This window comes from Streptomyces griseus (assembly GCF_900460065.1).
GTDB lineage: Bacteria > Actinomycetota > Actinomycetes > Streptomycetales > Streptomycetaceae > Streptomyces > Streptomyces griseus.
In genome coordinates this window covers 360,344-377,411 of record NZ_UAVD01000025.1, presented here as the reverse complement: position 1 = coordinate 377,411, position 17,068 = coordinate 360,344, and the positions used below count along the sequence as shown (strand labels likewise).

Genomic DNA, 17,068 nt, shown 5'->3' with positions numbered 1-17,068 from the left:
GTCCGGCTCCCGGCCCTCCCAGGCCCTCAAGCGCCGGACGGGTCGGGAGCGGGCCCCTGAGCGCCGGGGTGCGGCTGAGCGGAAGGACGTCCTCAGGCGTCCGACGGGCTCGAACGGAGCACCTTCAGGAACTCTCGCATCCAGGCCGGGTGGTCCGGCCAGGCCCGGGAGGAGACCACGGTGCCGTCCACGACCGCCTCCGTGTCCTGGAAGGTCGCGCCCGCGCCCTGCATGTCCGGTTCCAGGGCCGGGTAGGCCGTGACGTTGCGGCCGCTGAGGCTGCCGGTGGCGGCGGTGATCAGGGGGCCGTGGCAGATCTGGGCGACCGGGCGGTCCGCGGCGAAGAAGGCGCCGACGATCTTGCGCAGTTCGGCGTTGTTCCGGAGGTACTCCGGGGCGCGGCCGCCGGGGATCACCAGGGCGATGTAGGCCCCGGGGTCCACCTCGGAGAAGGACAGGTCGGCGGGCCAGGTGTAGCCGGGCTTCTCCGTGTACGTGTCGAAGCCGGGCTCGAAGTCGTGCACCACGAAACGCAGCGTCTTGCGCTCGGGGGCCGCGATGTCGACCTCGTACCCCTCCTCCAGCAGCCGTTGGTACGGGTAGAGGACTTCGAGCGACTCGGCGGCGTCGCCGGTGACGATGAGGATCTTCTGCGGCATGGCGGGCTCCTCGGGGCCGGTGGCCCCGAGGGCGTGCCCGGGGCCTGGATCGATCCGTGCGGTACGGACAGACTGCCCCGGTTCCGGGAGTTGGCCAAGGCGGCGCGGCGCACTGTCCGGAGTGTCAAAGTTCGGGGTGTTCTTTTGTACACAAGCAGCTCATGACGCAACGGGGTGCGAGGGCGATAGCCTGGTGCCGTGATCAGCGCGATACGCCTCGGGGGCAGCGAAGCCCCCGGCCGCCGCCCGGAGTGCCACAGCACCCGGGCGATCCGCGATCTCCCGACTCCGGACCGGCTGCCGAAAATGGCCAATATGGTCCCGGGTATCTCTCGAAGCGGCATAGCGTCGACCCAGACCGGAAACCCCGCGTCGTGGCGGTACGCCGCTTTTCTCACCTACGTCACGCAATGGCGCGCGACAGGAGCCAGAGGACATGCAGACCAAGCTGGACGAAGCCAAGGCCGAGCTGCTCGCAGGGGCCGCCAAGGTAGCTGAGAACGGTCCGGGCGGTGGTGTCGGTGGCCCGGGCGGTGCCCCCCGGGCGCGGACTTCCGCTGCCGGGGCCGACGGGAGCGCCCGTCCCGGCCAGGACACGGTGCTCGCCTACCTCCAGCGCTACTACCTGCACACGGCTCCGGAGGACCTCAGCGGCCGTGACCCGGTCGACGTCTTCGGCGCCGCGGCCTCGCACTACCGGCTGGCCGAGAACCGTCCGCAGGGCACCGCGAACGTCCGCGTGCACACCCCGACGGTCGAGGAGAACGGCTGGACCTGCAGCCACTCCGTCGTCGAGGTCGTCACCGACGACATGCCCTTCCTGGTGGACTCCGTCACCAACGAGCTGTCCCGGCAGGGGCGCGGCATCCACGTCGTGATCCACCCCCAGGTCACGGTCCGCCGCGATGTCACCGGTAAGCTCATCGAGGTCCTCTCCGGCGGCCCCGGCCTGCCGAAGGCCCCGCAGAGCGGGAAGAAGTCCAAGGCAGCCGCGGCCGAGCTGCCCCACGACGCGCTCGTCGAGTCCTGGATCCACGTCGAGATCGACCGCGAGACCGACCGCGCCGACCTCCAGCAGATCACCGCCGACCTGCTGCGCGTCCTGTCCGACGTGCGGGAGACCGTCGAGGACTGGGGGAAGATGCGCGAAGCCGCCCTCCGGATCGCCGACGACCTGCCCGGCGAACCGCTGGACGACCTCGCCGACGAGGAGGTCGAGGAGGCCCGCGAGCTGCTGCGCTGGCTGGCCGCCGACCACTTCACCTTCCTCGGCTACCGCGAGTACGAGCTGAAGGACAGCGACGCGCTGGCCGCGGTGCCCGGCACCGGGCTCGGCATCCTGCGCTCCGACCCGCACCACAGCGAGGACGAGGCCCACCCCGTCAGCCCGTCCTTCGACCGGCTGCCCGCCGACGCCCGCGCCAAGGCCCGTGAGCACAAGCTCCTCGTCCTGACGAAGGCCAACAGCCGGGCCACCGTGCACCGCCCCAGCTACCTCGACTACGTCGGTGTGAAGAAGTTCGACGCCAAGGGCAACGTCGTCGGCGAGCGGCGCTTCCTCGGCCTGTTCTCCTCCGCCGCCTACACCGAGTCCGTGCGCCGGGTGCCCGTCATCCGCCGCAAGGTCGCCGAGGTCGTCGAGGGCGCCGGGTTCTCGTACAACAGCCACGACGGGCGCGACCTGCTCCAGATCCTGGAGACCTACCCCCGCGACGAGCTGTTCCAGACCCCCGTCGACCAGCTCCGCGCCATCGTGACCTCCGTCCTCTACCTCCAGGAGCGCCGCCGGCTGCGGCTCTACCTGCGCCAGGACGAGTACGGGCGCTACTACTCCGCGATCGTCTACCTGCCGCGCGACCGGTACACCACCGGCGTACGCCTGCGGCTGATCGACATCCTGAAGGAGGAGCTCGGCGGCAACAGCGTCGACTTCACCGCCTGGAACACCGAGTCGATCCTCTCCCGCCTGCACTTCGTCATCCGCGTCCCCGCCGGCACCGAGCTGCCGCACCTCACGGACGCCGACGCCGACCGCATCGAGGCCCGCCTCGTCGAGGCCGCCCGCTCCTGGGCCGACGGCTTCCAGGAGGCGCTCACCGCCGAGCTGGGCGAGGAGCGCGGCGCGGAACTCCAGCGCCAGTACGGCCACTCGTTCCCCGAGGGCTACAAGGCCGACCACTCGCCGCGCGCCGCCGTCGCCGACCTGGTCCACCTGGAGACCCTCAAGCAGGGGGAGAAGGACTTCGCCCTCAGCCTGTACGAGCCGGTCGGCGCGGGCCCCGGCGAGCGCCGCTTCAAGATCTACCGGACCGGCGAGCAGGTCTCCCTCTCCGCCGTCCTCCCGGCCCTCCAGCAACTCGGCGTCGAGGTCGTCGACGAGCGGCCCTACGAGCTGCGCTGCGCGGACCGCACCCACGCCTGGATCTACGACTTCGGGCTGCGGATGCCGCTGGCCAACGGCAACGGCGGCTACCTCGCCGACGACGCCCGCGCCCGCTTCCAGGAGGCCTTCGCCGCCGTCTGGAACGGCGAGGCGGAGAACGACGGCTTCAACTCCCTGGTCCTCGGCGCCGGGCTGAGCTGGCGGCAGGCCATGGTGCTGCGCGCCTACGCGAAGTACCTGCGGCAGGCCGGTTCGACCTTCAGCCAGGACTACATGGAGTCCACGCTCCGCAACAACGTCCACACCACCCGGCTGCTCGTCTCGCTGTTCGAGGCCCGCATGTCGCCCGGCCGCCAGAGCGCCGGCACGGAGCTGACCGACGGGCTCCTGGAGGAGCTGGACGGGGCCCTGGACCAGGTCGCCTCGCTCGACGAGGACCGGATCCTGCGGTCCTTCCTCACCGTCATCAAGGCCACCCTGCGCACCAACTTCTTCCAGCACACGGAGGACGGCACGCCGCACTCCTACGTGTCGATGAAGTTCGACCCGCAGGCCATCCCGGACCTGCCCGCGCCCCGGCCGGCGTTCGAGATCTGGGTCTACTCGCCGCGTGTGGAGGGCGTCCACCTGCGCTTCGGCAAGGTCGCCCGCGGTGGGCTGCGCTGGTCGGACCGGCGCGAGGACTTCCGTACGGAGATCCTCGGACTGGTCAAGGCGCAGATGGTGAAGAACACCGTCATCGTGCCCGTCGGCGCCAAGGGCGGCTTCGTCGCCAAGCAGCTCCCGGACCCGTCGGTGGACCGCGACGCCTGGTTCGCCGAGGGCATCGCGGCGTACCGCACGTTCATCTCCGCGCTGCTCGACATCACCGACAACATGGTGGCCGGCGAGGTCGTGCCGCCCGCCGACGTCGTCCGCCACGACGAGGACGACACGTACCTCGTCGTCGCCGCCGACAAGGGCACCGCGAGCTTCTCCGACATCGCCAACGAGGTCGCCGTCGCGTACGGCTTCTGGCTCGGCGACGCGTTCGCCTCCGGCGGCTCGGCGGGCTACGACCACAAGGGCATGGGCATCACCGCCCGGGGCGCCTGGGAGTCCGTCAAGCGGCACTTCCGGGAGCTGGGCCACGACACCCAGACCGAGGACTTCACCGTCGTCGGCGTCGGCGACATGTCCGGTGACGTGTTCGGCAACGGGATGCTGCTCTCCGAGCACATCCGCCTCGTCGCCGCCTTCGACCACCGGCACATCTTCATCGACCCGAACCCGGACGCGGCCACCTCGTACGCCGAGCGGCGCCGGCTGTTCGACCTGCCGCGCAGCTCCTGGGCCGACTACGACACGGGTCTGCTCTCCGCGGGCGGCGGGGTCCACCCGCGCAGCGCCAAGTCGATTCCGCTCAACTCGCACGTCCGCGAGGCGCTCGGCATCGACCCCTCGGTGAGCAAGATGACGCCCGCCGACCTGATGCAGACCATCCTCAAGGCCCCCGTCGACCTGGTGTGGAACGGCGGCATCGGCACGTACATCAAGGCCGTCTCCGAGTCCAACGCCGACGTCGGCGACAAGGCCAACGACGCGATCCGCGTCAACGGCGAGGACCTGCGGGCCAAGGTCGTCGGCGAGGGCGGCAACCTCGGGGCCACCCAGCTCGGCCGGATCGAGTTCGCCCGCAGCGGGGGCCGGATCAACACCGACGCGATCGACAACAGCGCCGGGGTGGACACCTCCGACCACGAGGTCAACATCAAGATCCTGCTCAACGGTCTGGTCCGGGACGGCGACATGACCGTCAAGCAGCGCAACAAGCTGCTCGCCGACATGACCGACGAGGTCGGCGCGCTCGTCCTGCGCAACAACTACGCGCAGAACGTCGCGCTCTCCAACGCCTCCGCCCAGGCCCCGTCCCTGCTCCACGCCCAGCAGCGCTTCATGCGCCGGCTGGAGCGCGACGGCGCGCTGGACCGGGCGCTGGAGTTCCTGCCGGCCGACCGGCACATCCGGGAGCTGCTCAGCAACGAGAAGGGGCTGAGCCAGCCCGAGCTGGCCGTGCTGATCGCCTACACCAAGATCACGACGGCGGACGAGCTGATCTCCACCGTCCTGCCGGACGACCCGCACCTGCAGAAGCTGGTGCACGCCTACTTCCCGAGCGAGCTGCGCGAGCGGTTCCCCGAGGCGGTCGACGGGCACGCGCTGCGGCGCGAGATCATCACGACGGTCCTGGTCAACGACACGGTGAACACCGCAGGTTCGACCTTCCTGCACCGGCTGCGGGAGGAGACCGGGGCGTCGATCGAGGAGATCGTGCGGGCCCAGTTCACGGCCCGGGAGATCTTCGGCCTGTCGGAGGTGTGGGACGCGGTCGAGGCCCTCGACAACAAGGTCGCCGCCGAGGTCCAGACCCGGATCCGGCTGCACTCGCGGCGGCTGGTCGAGCGCGGTTCGCGGTGGCTGCTGGGCAACCGGCCGCAGCCCGTCGCCATCGCGGAGACGATCCAGAGCTTCCGGGACGGCGTCGCGCGGGTCTGGGACGAGCTGCCCAAGCTGGTCAGGGGCGCGGACCTGGACTGGTACCACTCGATCCTGGACGAGCTGACGGCGGCGGGCGTGCCGGACGAGCTGGCGGTCCGGGTGGCCGGGTTCTCCTCCGCCTTCCCGGCGCTGGACATCGTGGCCATCGCCGACCGTACGGGCAAGGACCCGCTGGAGGTCGCCGAGGTCTACTACGACCTCGCGGACCGGCTGCGGATCACCCAGCTGATGGACCGGATCATCGAGCTGCCACGGGCCGACCGCTGGCAGTCCATGGCCCGCGCCTCCATCCGCGAGGACCTGTACGCGGCGCACGCGGCGCTCACCTCGGACGTGCTGAGTGTGGGGAACGGGTCGTCCACGCCGGAGGAGCGGTTCCGGGCGTGGGAGTCGAAGAACGCGGCGATTCTCGCCCGGTCGCGATCGACGCTGGAGGAGATCCAGGGGTCGGACGCGTTCGACCTGGCGAATCTGTCGGTGGCCATGCGGACGATGCGGACGCTGTTGCGCACGCACGCGTAGGCGGTACGTCTGTGGGGGCCGGTGCCGTTGGTGGCGCCGGCCCCCTCGGCGTGGGGTTCCGATCTCAAGCGCCGGACGGGCTGGAAAGGATGTCCTCAAGCGCCGGACGGGCTGGGTGCGGCTGGACGGGCTGGGCGCGGCTGGAGGGGCTGAGAGCGCTACTTGCGCTTCGTGAACTTCTCGTACTCCGCCACCACTTCCTTCGCCGGGCCGTCCATCCTCAGCGTGCCCGCCTCCAGCCACAGGGCCCGGTCACAGGTCTCGGTGATCGACTTGTTGCTGTGGCTGACCAGGAAGACCGTGCCCGCCTCGGCGCGCAGTTCCTTGATGCGGTCCTTGCTGCGGCGCTGGAACGTGGCGTCGCCCGTGGACAGCGCCTCGTCGATCAGCAGGACGTCGTGGCTCTTGGCCGCCGCGATGGAGAAGCGGAGCCTCGCGCCCATGCCCGAGGAGTACGTGCGCATCGGCAGCGTGATGAAGTCGCCCTTCTCGTTGATGCCCGAGAAGGCGACGATCCCGTCGTAGCGTTCGCGGATCTGTTCACGGGTCATGCCCATCGCCAGCCCGCCCAGCACCACGTTGCGCTCGCCGGTCAGGTCGCCCATCAACGCCGCGTTCACGCCGAGCAGCGACGGCTGGCCCTGCGTGTGGACCCTGCCCCGGGTCGGCGGGAGCAGGCCCGCGACGGCCTTGAGCAGCGTGGACTTGCCCGATCCGTTGGAGCCGATCAGGCCGATCGCCTCGCCCGTGTAGGCGGCGAAGCTGACGCCCTTCACGGCGTGCACCTGGCGTGCGCCGGGGGTACGGCGGCGGGTGGTGAGCCGGCTGAGCGCCGAGGTGGCGCTGCCCCTGCCCGTGCGGGCGCCGTTGACGGTGTACGTGATGTGGACATCGTCGACGACGACCGTCGGCACACGGTCGTCCCCGGGGGAATCCTTCAGCTCAGCCACGTCCGTAGGTCTCCTCGGCCTTCCAGAAGTACACGAATCCGGCCACGCCGCACACCAGCGCCCAGCCCGCCGCGACCGCCCAGGCGTGCGGGGGCAGCTGCGCCCAGGTGTAGCTGTCGATGAGCGCGTACCGCATGAGGTTGATGAAAAGGGCCGCCGGGTTGTACTCCAGCGCCACCATCACCGCGTGCGGCACCCGCTCGCCCTTGAGCAGGTGGTCCAGGCTCCACATCACGCCGGAGGAGTACATCCAGGTCCGCAGCACGAACGGCGTCAGCTGCGCGATGTCCGGGGTCTTCGCCGTCAGCCGGGCCACGGCCATCGACACCCCGGTGTTGAACACCGCCTGGAGCGCGAGTGCAGGTACGGCCAGCAGCCAGGACGGGCGGGGGTACTGGCCGAACGCCAGCAGGATCAGGGTCAGCGCGCCGAGCGAGAACAGCAGTTGCTGCAACTGCTGGAGGGCCAGGGCCACCGGCAGCGAGGCGCGCGGGAAGTGGAGCGCCCGCACCAGGCCGATGTTGCCGCTGATCGCCCGTGTGCCCGCGGTGATCGAGCTGGCGGTGAACGTCCAGATGAAGACCCCGGTGACCAGGAACGGGACGAAGTCCTCCACCCCGTGCTTGGTGTTCATGAGGACGCCGAAGATGAAGTAGTAGACCGTCGCGTTCAGCAGCGGCGTCATGATCTGCCAGATCTGGCCGAGCTTCGCCTGGCTGTACTGGGCGGTCAGCTTGGCCGTCGCGAACGCGGCGATGAAGTGCCGCCGCCCCCACAGCTGCCGGACGTAGGCGGGCAGCGAGGGCCGGGCACCGCTGACGGTCAGGCCGTGCCGGGCGGCCAGGGCGGCCAGCTCACCGGGTGCGTAGGTGGGGACGTCCTGGGCGGGGGCGCCCACCGGGGACGGTGGGGCTGCTGTCTGGCTCACCACGAACGATCGCTTTCGCTGGAAGCGGGAGGGGGGACAACGCCGGAACGCCCTGGCGGTGGGGCGGTGGGTTGCACGGCGACGGAACGATACGGTCCCGTGGGGACGCCCTCGTGGGGACGGGACCGTATCGTCGTAACGCCGAGAGTAGGACGCTTCCACGTCGCAACGCAACCGTTTCGTCGCGGCCGACTATGCTGCGGGCCATGACCACCGAACGGGGAACCCGCCGCCGCGCACCCGCGGGCGCCGCCGTCCTGCGTGAGGACGTGACCGACGCCATCCGTGCCGCGGTCTTCGAGGAGCTCGCCGCGGTGGGGTTCGCCCGGATGTCCATCGAGGGCATCGCCCGGCGCGCGGGCGTCGGCAAGACCGCCGTCTACCGGCGCTGGAAGTCCAAGCTGGCGCTCGTCCTCGACCTGGTCGCGGCCGTCGCCGCCCAGGGCATGCCCGCCCCGGCCACCGGCTCGCTCCACGGGGACGTGCGGGCCGTCCTGGAACTGGCCGCGTACGCCCTGCGCCACCCGGTCGCCTCGCAGGTCATCCCGGATCTGCTGGTCGAGGCGGCCCGCAATCCGGAGATCTCCGAAGCGATCAAGGCCGCGCTCCTGGACCAGCAGCAGGGCGTCGCCGCCGTGGTCGTGCGCGAGGCCGTCGCCCGGGGCGAGCTGCCCGAGGGCAGCGATCCCGACCGGGCGCTCGATCTGATCGTCGGGCCGTTGTACTGGCGGCTCGTCGTGGTCCGCGGCGAACTGCCGAAGGGGTACCTGGACGATCTGGCAGCCTCGGCGGTCGCCGCCCTCAAGCACGTCTGACACCGTCCGGCTCCGGGCTGCCGGAGCCCACCGGCCCGCCCGAACCCTCCGGCGTATCCGAAGCCTCGGCCCGTCCGGACGCGACGGCGCGTCCGCGGCGTTCAGTCCGTCGACACCCGCGCCAGCACCTCGCCCGTGGCCGGGCTGAACGCCAGCACCGTCGCGTTCTCGGGCAGCCGCTGGAAGCGGGTCAGCAGCAGCCACCGCACCCCGTAGCGGGCGGTGATCCCGTCCCGCCGGGCCTGCGGGGTCGCGGTGTCCAGGTAGGCGGCCACCGCCCGGCTCCTCTCCCGCCGCTCCGTGCGCGCGAGCCCCGCGTCCGGCAGCGCGTCGGCCAGCACGTACGCCCCGTGGCCGGCCAGCGCGTACATCGCGGGGCGGCTGTCCGTCAGGACCACCTCGCCCGGCGGCACGTACGCGGTCGCCCAGGCGTACGGCTCCCCGGCCGCGCGCACCCCCTCGGTCGCGGGCGGGCCCGTGGTCCGGCCCTCGGGCGGGGTGCGCGGGGCGGTCAGCCCGTTGTAGTACGGCCACAGCGCCGCCACGGTCACCGCGCACACGACGCCGAACGCCCACCGCCACAGGGTCGGCCGGATCCGGGTCCGGGTCCGGACCGCGATCAGGGCGAGGCACCCGATCGCCGCGCCGACGGCGGTCGGCGGGTGGACCAGCAGGACGAGCCCGAGCAGGACGCCGATCCCGACCGCCTCGGCCCACCGGGGCGTCCGGCCGGGCCTCGGGTCACCGGGGTCGGCGGCCCGGGCTGCCGCGTGCCCGGTCCACGCCCACAGGTGGAACGTGACCGCCACCGCGAACGTGCTCGGCGCGCTCCAGCGGGCCGGGTCCGCCCAGTGGATCAGGGCCAGGGGCACCAGCACGAGAACGGGGACCCAGCGGTTCGGGGTCAGCAGCCGGGTCAGCCGGCCGATCCCGGTGAGCAAAAGCAGCAGGTTCACCGACGCGGCCACCGCGACGACGGACGGGCCCGAGAGCCCGGTGGCGCGCGCGGTCAGGCCCTGGAGCAGCGCGTACGGGGAGTAGTGCGCGCTCGCCACGGCGGGCAGGTCGGTCATCGGGAACGCCGGGTGCAGCAGATTCACCCGCAGCCGTTCGACGACCGCCGCCTGGAGCCCGGCCTCGCAGCACAGCGGAGCCCGCCAGGCCACCGCGGACAGCACCGCCCACACCAGTCCGCCCAGCACGAGGTAGGGCGACGGCAGCCACAGGGGCGGCCGGGTCGTCCCGTCGGGGCCGTCGCCACCGGTCGTGGCCGGCGGGAGGTCGGAGGGCGGGGCGGAGGCAGCGGAGAAGAGGGGCACACCTCATGGGTTCCGTGCGGCGGGCCCGCTCTCCCCGCCGCCACCCGTCCGAGGGATTCCGGGCCCCGGATTTCCGACGGCCTCAGGGGGCGTCCGCCAGCAGCCGGTCCGCGACCCGGGCCGCCGCGCCGCCGTCGTCCAGATCGCAGTAGTCGCGGCGGAAGCTCTCGTAGGCGTCGGCGTGCCGGGCGGCCAGCGCCCCGGTGTCGCGCAGCGCCTGGGCCACCTCGTCCGTCGTGACCAGCAGCGGCCCCGGCGCCCGGGTCTCGAAGTCCAGGCAGAAGCCGCGCACGGTGTCGCGGTAGTGCTCCAGGTCGTACGTGTGGAACAGCATCGGGCGGCCCGTCAGCGCGAAGTCGAACGTCAGCCCCGCGTAGTCCGTCACCAGGACGTCGGCGATCAGGAGCAGCCGCGCGGCCCCCGCGTGGTGCGAGACATCGAGCACGCCCGGCCCGGCCGGAACGCCTCCGGTGACCCGGGGGTGGCGGCGCACCAGCACCGTGTGCCCGGGGCCGAGCGCCCGGGCCAGGGCGCCCGGGTCGAGCGCCGGATCCCAGCGGTACGGGCCCGGGGCCGCACGGTCGCCGGACGCCGCCGGCGGGTGGGCCAGGTGGTCGCGGTACGTCGGGGCGTACAGCACGACGCGGTGGTCCTCCGGGATGCCCAGGCCGCGCCGGACCTCCTCGGCGGTCTTCTCCCGGTCCGGCGGGAACAGCACGTCGTTGGCGGGCGACCCGGCCTCCAGCACCTCGCCCTCGTACCCCAGCGACCGGCGCAGCCACGGGGTGGCGAAGCGGCTCGGGGAGACCAGCACCGACCACTGGGCCGACCGCCGCGGCAGGGTGGCGAGGTACTGGTGGTCGGCGTAGAGGGTGTCCGCCAGGCAGCCGCCGAACCGGCCGAGCGGGGTGCCGTGCCAGGTCTGGACGACGCTCTGCCCCGGCCGCCGCTCGAACCACTCGGGCAACTGCTCGTCCGTGACGATCCGGCGGGCGCGGGACAGCGCCTCGTACCAGGCGGCGCTGTGCACGGGGACGGCATGCGCGCCGGGCGGGACGTGGGTGGTGCGGCCGGGGGTGGTACCGGTGACCCACAGGTGCTCGGTCGCCGTGCCCCGGCGCACGAGTTCGGCGTGGACGGCGCGCGGGGAGTCGCCGCCCGCGTACAGGACGGTGTCGTGGAGCGGGAGGGTGGTGCGCCCGTCGCCGTAGTGCGCGGCGCGCAGGAGGCGCCTGCCGTACGCGCTCCGCCCGGCGGCGTCCGTCTGCCCGTCCGGCCCCGCGACGACGGACAGCCGGTCGCCGTGCCGCCGCTCCGGACGCGGGGCGCTCTCGGCTCCGCCACCGGGGAGCCGCGCGGCGGCGGAGCCGAGGACGCGTACGGGCCGGCCGTCCAGGCGGACCTCCCAGCGGCCTTCCGGGAGCGGCAGGCTGATCAGCGCGGAGAAGCGGCCCGGGAGGGGCGCTGTGCCGCTGCTACCGGTGCCGCTGTCGGCGCCCGAGCCGCTGCCCGTGCCCGTGTCCGCCCTCGCGGTGTCTCCGGTGGCGGGCTCCGCGAAGGTCCCCGCGACCGGGACCGTCTCGTGCAGCGTCTCGTGGTGGAGGACGAGTCGGCCCGCTCCGGGTGCGCTCGCCGCCCCGGGAGCGGGCCGACCGCACGTCCCCGAGACGTGGAGGGACCCCTCCGGCGTGTACTCCACCCGGTCCGCGTACGGAGGCCCCGCCAGGTCCAGCACCAGGTCGCCCGCCGGGTTCGCGCACGCGGGCGGCGGCAGGTCCGGCGCGGCGGGCAGCGGGACGCGGGCGCCGTCGGGGAGGAGCAGCCGGACCTGCCAGCGCGCCCCGCCCGGCGCCTCGACCTCGCGCGGGGCCCGGTGCGGGGCGGGCGGTGCGCCGGCGAGGTCGGCGAGCGGCACCCGCACCGTGAAGCCGCGCCCCCCGGGACCGCCCGGCCCCCCGGGACCGCCCGGCCCTCCGGTCCCGCCCGGTCCTCCGCCCTCGCCCGGTCCTCCGGGACCGCCCGGCCCCCCACCCCCGCCCATCTCCCCGTACTCCAACGGGCAGGTGTGCTCCTCGGCCCCCTCGTCCTCCTGTGCCCCCTCGCGCGTCAGCACCAGCGCCGTCGGCCTGCTCCCGCTCCCGCCGAAGTACCGGCCCGTGAGTTCCAGCGGGGCCCCCTCCGTTCCGGCGGTCCGGTGTCCCTCGGCCCGTGCCCGCGGGCGCGACACGGTCAGCCGGAGCCGGCCGCCCCGGTAGTCGAGCACCGCCCGCCGCCCGTCGCCCAGGTCGTGGACGAGCGGCTGCTCCGCGCCCGCGTCCGGGGCGCGCACCGCCACCCGGCGCACCGTCCCGGGCGCGGCGAGGACCAGGCCGACCAGCCAGCCGCCGCCGTCGGCCGTCGCGGGCAGCCGGCCCGGGTCGAGCACCATCTCGAAGCCCGCGTGGTCGTAGCCGTGCAGCTCCTGACCGGAGTGCACCGTCGCCTCGGGCGCGGACACGGAACGCACCGGTACCGGTCGCACCCGCCGGCCCCGCTCCGCCCGGACCATTCCCACCGTCAGCCGCTGCCGGGCCGATGCCGCCGGGAGGTTGCGCAGATACGCGTACCCGCGCAGCCGCAGCTTCCCGTCCGCGCCCCAGCGCGCCTCCAGCAACCGCGCCACGGCGGGGACGTCCGTGCGCGTGAGCCGGGCGCTCGCGCCGCGCACCCCGGGGTAGACCGCCCGCCGCCGCCCCGGAGGTCCCTCGATCGCGAACGTGCCCGCCCCGTTCGCCCGTTCGAAGGCGAGGACCGCCAGCAGTTCCTCCGGGCGCCGCTCCCGCACCAGCTGCCACTTGACGCGCAGCTCCACCGGCAACCCCTCCAGTGCGCTGGGTCCCGCCCGGTCGACGAAGGCCCCCGCGCCCTCCAGGAACGCCGACCGGTACGCCTCGCCGCCCATCGGCAGGCCGTCGAGGAAGTACCCGAAGTCGTCGCGCAGGCAGGACGTGTCGTACGCCCGCCGCTGGTCCGCGTCCCGGCCGCCCAGGAACGCGCTGACCTGCTCGCACGCGGCGATCCGGTCCCGTACGCCCGTGACGTCCGTACGCCGTCGGGTGATCGAGCCCTCCCGCACCCGCCAGTAGTAGACGTGCTCGTGCAGGACGTCGACGGACCGGGCGAGATGGTGCGCCGGGATCATCACCGGGGTGTCCTCGTACAGCTTCCCCTCCGGGAAGGAGAAGGCGTGTCCGTCCCAGAAGGAGCGGCGGAACACCTTGTTCCACGCCACCCGGTCCGCCAGCAGGCGCGGGTCCCGGGTGATGTGGGTGCGGGGCCGGGAGGCCGTCAGCCAGCGGTACTGCCACGCCTGCTGCCGTCCCCGCTCCGTCAGCCGCCACACATTGCCCGTCACCAGATCGGAGCCGGTCGACTCCAGCGAGGCCGTCATCCGCTCGTACGCGTCGTGCACGACGATGTCGTCGCTGTCGGCGAACGCCAGGTAGGGGACGGTGGGGGTGGTGTGCCGGACACCGGCGTTGCGGGCGGCACTCAGACCGGCGTTGCGCTGCCGCACCAGCCGGAAGCGGCTGTCCCGGGCGGCGAACTCCGCCGCGATCCGGGCGCTGCCGTCCGTCGACCCGTCGTCGACGACGACGACCTCGATCGCTTCGAGGGTCTGGTCCGCCACCGACCGCAGGCAGTCCGCCACGTAGGCCTCGACGTTGTGGACGGGGACGACGACGCTGAGGAGCGGCGGCAGGGGTGGCTTCATGTCCTGGTCAACAGGGGGCGGGTCCCGGGGTCACCGGCGCTTACCCGAACGGGTGAACGCGGCCCCTCGGGCGTCCCGGCCCGCGATTACGCTCGGCTGCCATGCCCACCCGAGCTACCGTGAAGCGGTTCGTGCGTCGCCAGGCCATGCGGGCCGCCTACCGCACCGACCTGCACCGCCCGCTCGACCCGGACCTCGCCGTCTACGGGGCGTACTGGAACCGGGGCGTCGCCTGCAACCCCGCCGCGATCCACGCCAAGGCGCGCGAACTGGTCCCGCACGTCAGGGGCGTGTGGGTGGTCTCCTCCCGGCACCGCGACCGGATGGAGCCGGGCGTGCCGTACGTCATCGAGGGCTCGCGCCCCTACTGGCGGGCCATGGCCACCGCCACCTACCTGGTCAACAACTCCAGCTTCCCGGGCGGCTTCACCAAACGGCCGGGGCAGCGCTATCTCCAGACCCACCACGGGACCCCGCTCAAGACCATGGGGCTGGACCAGCGCGCCTACCCCGCCCTCGCCGGGAAGACCGACTTCGGCAAGCTCCTCGCCCATGTCGGCCAGTGGGACTTCAGCCTCTCCGCCAACCCGCACAGCACCGAGGTCTGGGACCGCGTCTATCCGGGCGGATACGAACGGCTCGACGTCGGCTACCCCCGCAACGACGTCCACGCCACCGCCACCGCCGGGGACATCGCGAGGATCCGCGCCGAACTGGGCATCGCCGACGGCCGGACCGCCCTGCTCTACGCCCCGACCCACCGCGACTACCGCGACCGCTTCGTACCCGATCTCGACGTGGAGCGACTGGCGCGCGAACTGGGGGACCGGTACGTGGTGCTGGTCCGCGCGCACTACTTCTACGGGCGGTCCGCCAGAGTCGGTGATACGGGCGCGGGGCGGGTCGTCGACGTCACCGGGCACCCCCGGGTCGAGGAACTGTGCCTGGCCGCCGACGCGTTGATCGCCGACTACTCCTCCCTGATCTTCGACTACGCCTGCCTGGACCGCCCGATCGTCGTCCACGCCCCCGACTGGGCCGCCTACCGGGCCACCCGCGGGACGTACTTCGACCTGCTCTCCGGACGGCCCGGCGACACCCCCGGCCCGGTCACCACCACCCCGGCCGAGCTGGCCGACGTGTTCCGGACGGGGGAGTGGCGGTCACCGGAGGCGACCGCGCTGCGCGCCGCGTTCCGGGAGCGGTTCTGCCCGTACGACGACGGGCGCGCGGCGGAACGCGTCGTGCGGCGGTTCTTCTCCCCGGCCCTGTGACCCCGGCCCCGCCCCGCGCGGTCCGGGGCCCCGCCACCCGAACGGCGCAAGGCGGCCCGTCCGGGCCGACTCCTCCGCGCCACGCGGTCGTTGTGCCCAACAGCTCGCTCACCCCGCCATGTTGGGAGACGTCCATGCACCGGTCCGCCTACGAGCAGATGGAACTCTGCGTCAAGGAGTACCTGCCCGTCGAAGGGCCCGCGTCCCGCGACGGATCCGGCGGGAGCGGCGTCTACCGCGTCGTCGACCTCGGCTCCCGCGTCTCCGGCAAGCAGACCCGTACCCACCGGGCGCTCCTCGCCGGCCACCCCGTCGACTACTTCGGGGTCGACGTCCAGGACGGCCCCAACGTCGACGCGGTGATGAAGAAGCCGTACCGCATCCCCGCCCGCTCCAACAGCGCCGATGTCGTGCTCTCGGGGCAGGCGTTCGAGCACATCCCGTTCTTCTGGGCGTCGATGCTGGAGATCGCCCGGATCCTGAAGCCGGGCGGACACGCGTTCATCACCGCCCCCTCGCGCGGCCACGTCCACGACGCGCAGGACTGCTGGCGCTACTACCCCGACGGGTTCCGCGCGCTCGCCGCCCACTCCCGCCTCGAACTGCGCGAGGCCTACACCGACTTCCCGCCGCGCAAGGGCATCTGGCACGACTACCGGGCCATCGACAGGACTGCCGCCTACTGGGGCGACTCCGTCGGCGTCTTCCGCAAGCCGGCCCGCTACCCGCGCCTGACCATGTTCGCCGTACGGGAGCTGGCGGTGTGGTGGGCGAACCGGGTGGGCGGCGTGGACGGCGTACCGCTGCCCCGGCCGCTGGACGGCCGTGAGGCGTGCGGACGCCCGGCGGCCGTGCCCGCGCGGGAGCCCTCGCTCGAACAGGACCCGCCCCGATCAATGGCAGGTTGACGAAAGATGACATGCGGCGCAAACCGCGCGTACTGTCCCGGGGCATGGCTTGGCGCAACGCCGTCAACGGCGTCCTTCAGCAGCTCACCGGATACCAGCTCAGGCGCGTCACGGTGCCCGCCGCCCGGACCGCCCCCGCACCGGATCCGGCCGCCGCACCCGCCTCCGCGGCGGCTCCGAAGCCCCAGGCGAAGAAGCCCGCGCCCGGGTTCCCGGCGGACTACGACGACGAGGCGAAGGACATCATCCGCGCGGTCAAGCCGTACTCGATGACCTCGCCGGAGCGGCTCAACGCCTTCATCCTCGCCACCCGCCACATCGTCCGGCACGACATCCCCGGTGACATCGTCGAATGCGGTGTCTGGCGCGGCGGTTCCATGCAGGCCTGCGCCCGGACCCTGCTCTCGGTCGGCGAGACCGAGCGCGACCTGTACCTCTTCGACACCTACGAGGGCATGACCCCGCCCACCGCCGAGGACCTGCGGCGCGACGGGCGGCCCGCCCAGGAACTGCTGGACGCCCAGGGCAAGGACCGGCCGATCTGGGCGGTCGCCTCGCTGGAGGACGTCCGGGCGGGCTTCGACGGCGTGCCGTACCCGAAGGAGCGCGTCCACTACGTGCGGGGACGGGTCGAGGACACCGTCCCCGAGCAGGCCCCCGAGCAGATCTCCATCCTGCGCCTGGACACCGACTGGTACGCCTCCACCAAGCACGAACTGGAGCACCTCTACGACCGGTTGGTCCCCGGCGGAGTCCTCCTCATCGACGACTACGGCTACTGGCAGGGATCGCGGCAGGCGGTCGACGAATTCCTCGACAAGACCGGCGAGCGGCTCCTGCTGCTGCGGATGGACGAGGGCCGGATCGCCGTGAAGCCCTGACGCGAGCCCTCGCGGCAGCGCCGAGCACCGAGCCCCGTGCCCATCCGGTACGGGGCTCGAACGCGCTACCGACCTCCCCGGACGAGTGACTCCACCCGTCGCGTCACTCGAACGGGCCCCCTCGGGTGACCCGTCCC

At 72.9% G+C, this 17,068-nt stretch carries 10 protein-coding genes; 5 read left to right on the top strand and 5 right to left on the bottom strand.

The features are described 5' to 3' along the window. Window positions 1–92: 92 nt before the first annotated feature. Entirely contained in the window at window positions 93–659 is a 567-nt protein-coding gene (locus tag DTB53_RS13840) for a DJ-1/PfpI family protein (protein WP_012380673.1), read from the bottom strand. 436 nt (window positions 660–1,095) lie between these two features. Between DTB53_RS13840 and DTB53_RS13835 the strand changes: the two genes are divergently transcribed. Next, the gene (locus tag DTB53_RS13835) at window positions 1,096–6,102 is read left to right on the top strand and encodes an NAD-glutamate dehydrogenase (RefSeq protein ID WP_042497035.1); all 5,007 of its coding nucleotides are present in this window, start codon (window positions 1,096–1,098) and stop codon (window positions 6,100–6,102) included. Between the two features lie 158 nt (window positions 6,103–6,260). Here the strand turns inward: DTB53_RS13835 and DTB53_RS13830 are convergent, their stop codons facing one another. Continuing rightward, window positions 6,261–7,052, bottom strand: coding sequence for an ABC transporter ATP-binding protein (locus tag DTB53_RS13830; RefSeq protein ID WP_012380675.1), 792 nt, complete (start codon window positions 7,050–7,052; stop codon window positions 6,261–6,263). Then, window positions 7,045–7,950 carry an ABC transporter permease gene (locus tag DTB53_RS13825; RefSeq protein WP_042497038.1) on the bottom strand — a complete coding sequence of 302 codons (906 nt, stop codon included), beginning with the start codon at window positions 7,948–7,950 and terminating at the stop codon, window positions 7,045–7,047. Before DTB53_RS13825 ends, DTB53_RS13830 begins: the two co-directional genes overlap by 8 nt. Window positions 7,951–8,174: 224 nt before the next feature. On the opposite strand from DTB53_RS13825, the gene DTB53_RS13820 reads away from it, so the two are divergent. Then, a complete protein-coding gene (locus tag DTB53_RS13820; RefSeq protein ID WP_012380677.1) occupies window positions 8,175–8,795 on the top strand; it encodes a TetR/AcrR family transcriptional regulator in 621 nt (206 codons plus the stop codon). Between the two features lie 101 nt (window positions 8,796–8,896). On the opposite strand, the gene DTB53_RS13815 is transcribed toward DTB53_RS13820, so the two are convergent. Together DTB53_RS13815 and DTB53_RS13810 are read right to left on the bottom strand one after the other, a co-directional pair. Continuing rightward, window positions 8,897–10,114: a hypothetical protein gene (locus DTB53_RS13815; RefSeq protein ID WP_012380678.1), complete on the bottom strand. Its 1,218-nt coding sequence runs from the start codon at window positions 10,112–10,114 to the stop codon at window positions 8,897–8,899. An 82-nt stretch (window positions 10,115–10,196) separates the two neighbouring features. Next, the gene (locus DTB53_RS13810; protein WP_012380679.1) at window positions 10,197–13,868 is read right to left on the bottom strand and encodes a bifunctional glycosyltransferase/CDP-glycerol:glycerophosphate glycerophosphotransferase; all 3,672 of its coding nucleotides are present in this window, start codon (window positions 13,866–13,868) and stop codon (window positions 10,197–10,199) included. A gap of 101 nt (window positions 13,869–13,969) precedes the next feature. Between DTB53_RS13810 and DTB53_RS13805 the strand changes: the two genes are divergently transcribed. The 3 genes from DTB53_RS13805 to DTB53_RS13795 all read left to right on the top strand — a co-directional run bounded on the left by DTB53_RS13805 (window position 13,970) and on the right by DTB53_RS13795 (window position 16,931). Beyond that, window positions 13,970–15,142: a CDP-glycerol glycerophosphotransferase family protein gene (locus DTB53_RS13805; protein ID WP_012380680.1), complete on the top strand. Its 1,173-nt coding sequence runs from the start codon at window positions 13,970–13,972 to the stop codon at window positions 15,140–15,142. A 134-nt stretch (window positions 15,143–15,276) separates the two neighbouring features. Continuing rightward, window positions 15,277–16,050, top strand: a complete 774-nt coding sequence (locus DTB53_RS13800; protein WP_003968772.1) for a methyltransferase domain-containing protein — start codon at window positions 15,277–15,279, stop codon at window positions 16,048–16,050. Between the two features lie 11 nt (window positions 16,051–16,061). Continuing rightward, complete coding sequence (locus DTB53_RS13795; protein WP_012380681.1) at window positions 16,062–16,931, top strand: TylF/MycF/NovP-related O-methyltransferase; 870 nt, start codon at window positions 16,062–16,064, stop codon at window positions 16,929–16,931. The last annotated feature ends 137 nt before the right edge of the window (window positions 16,932–17,068 follow it).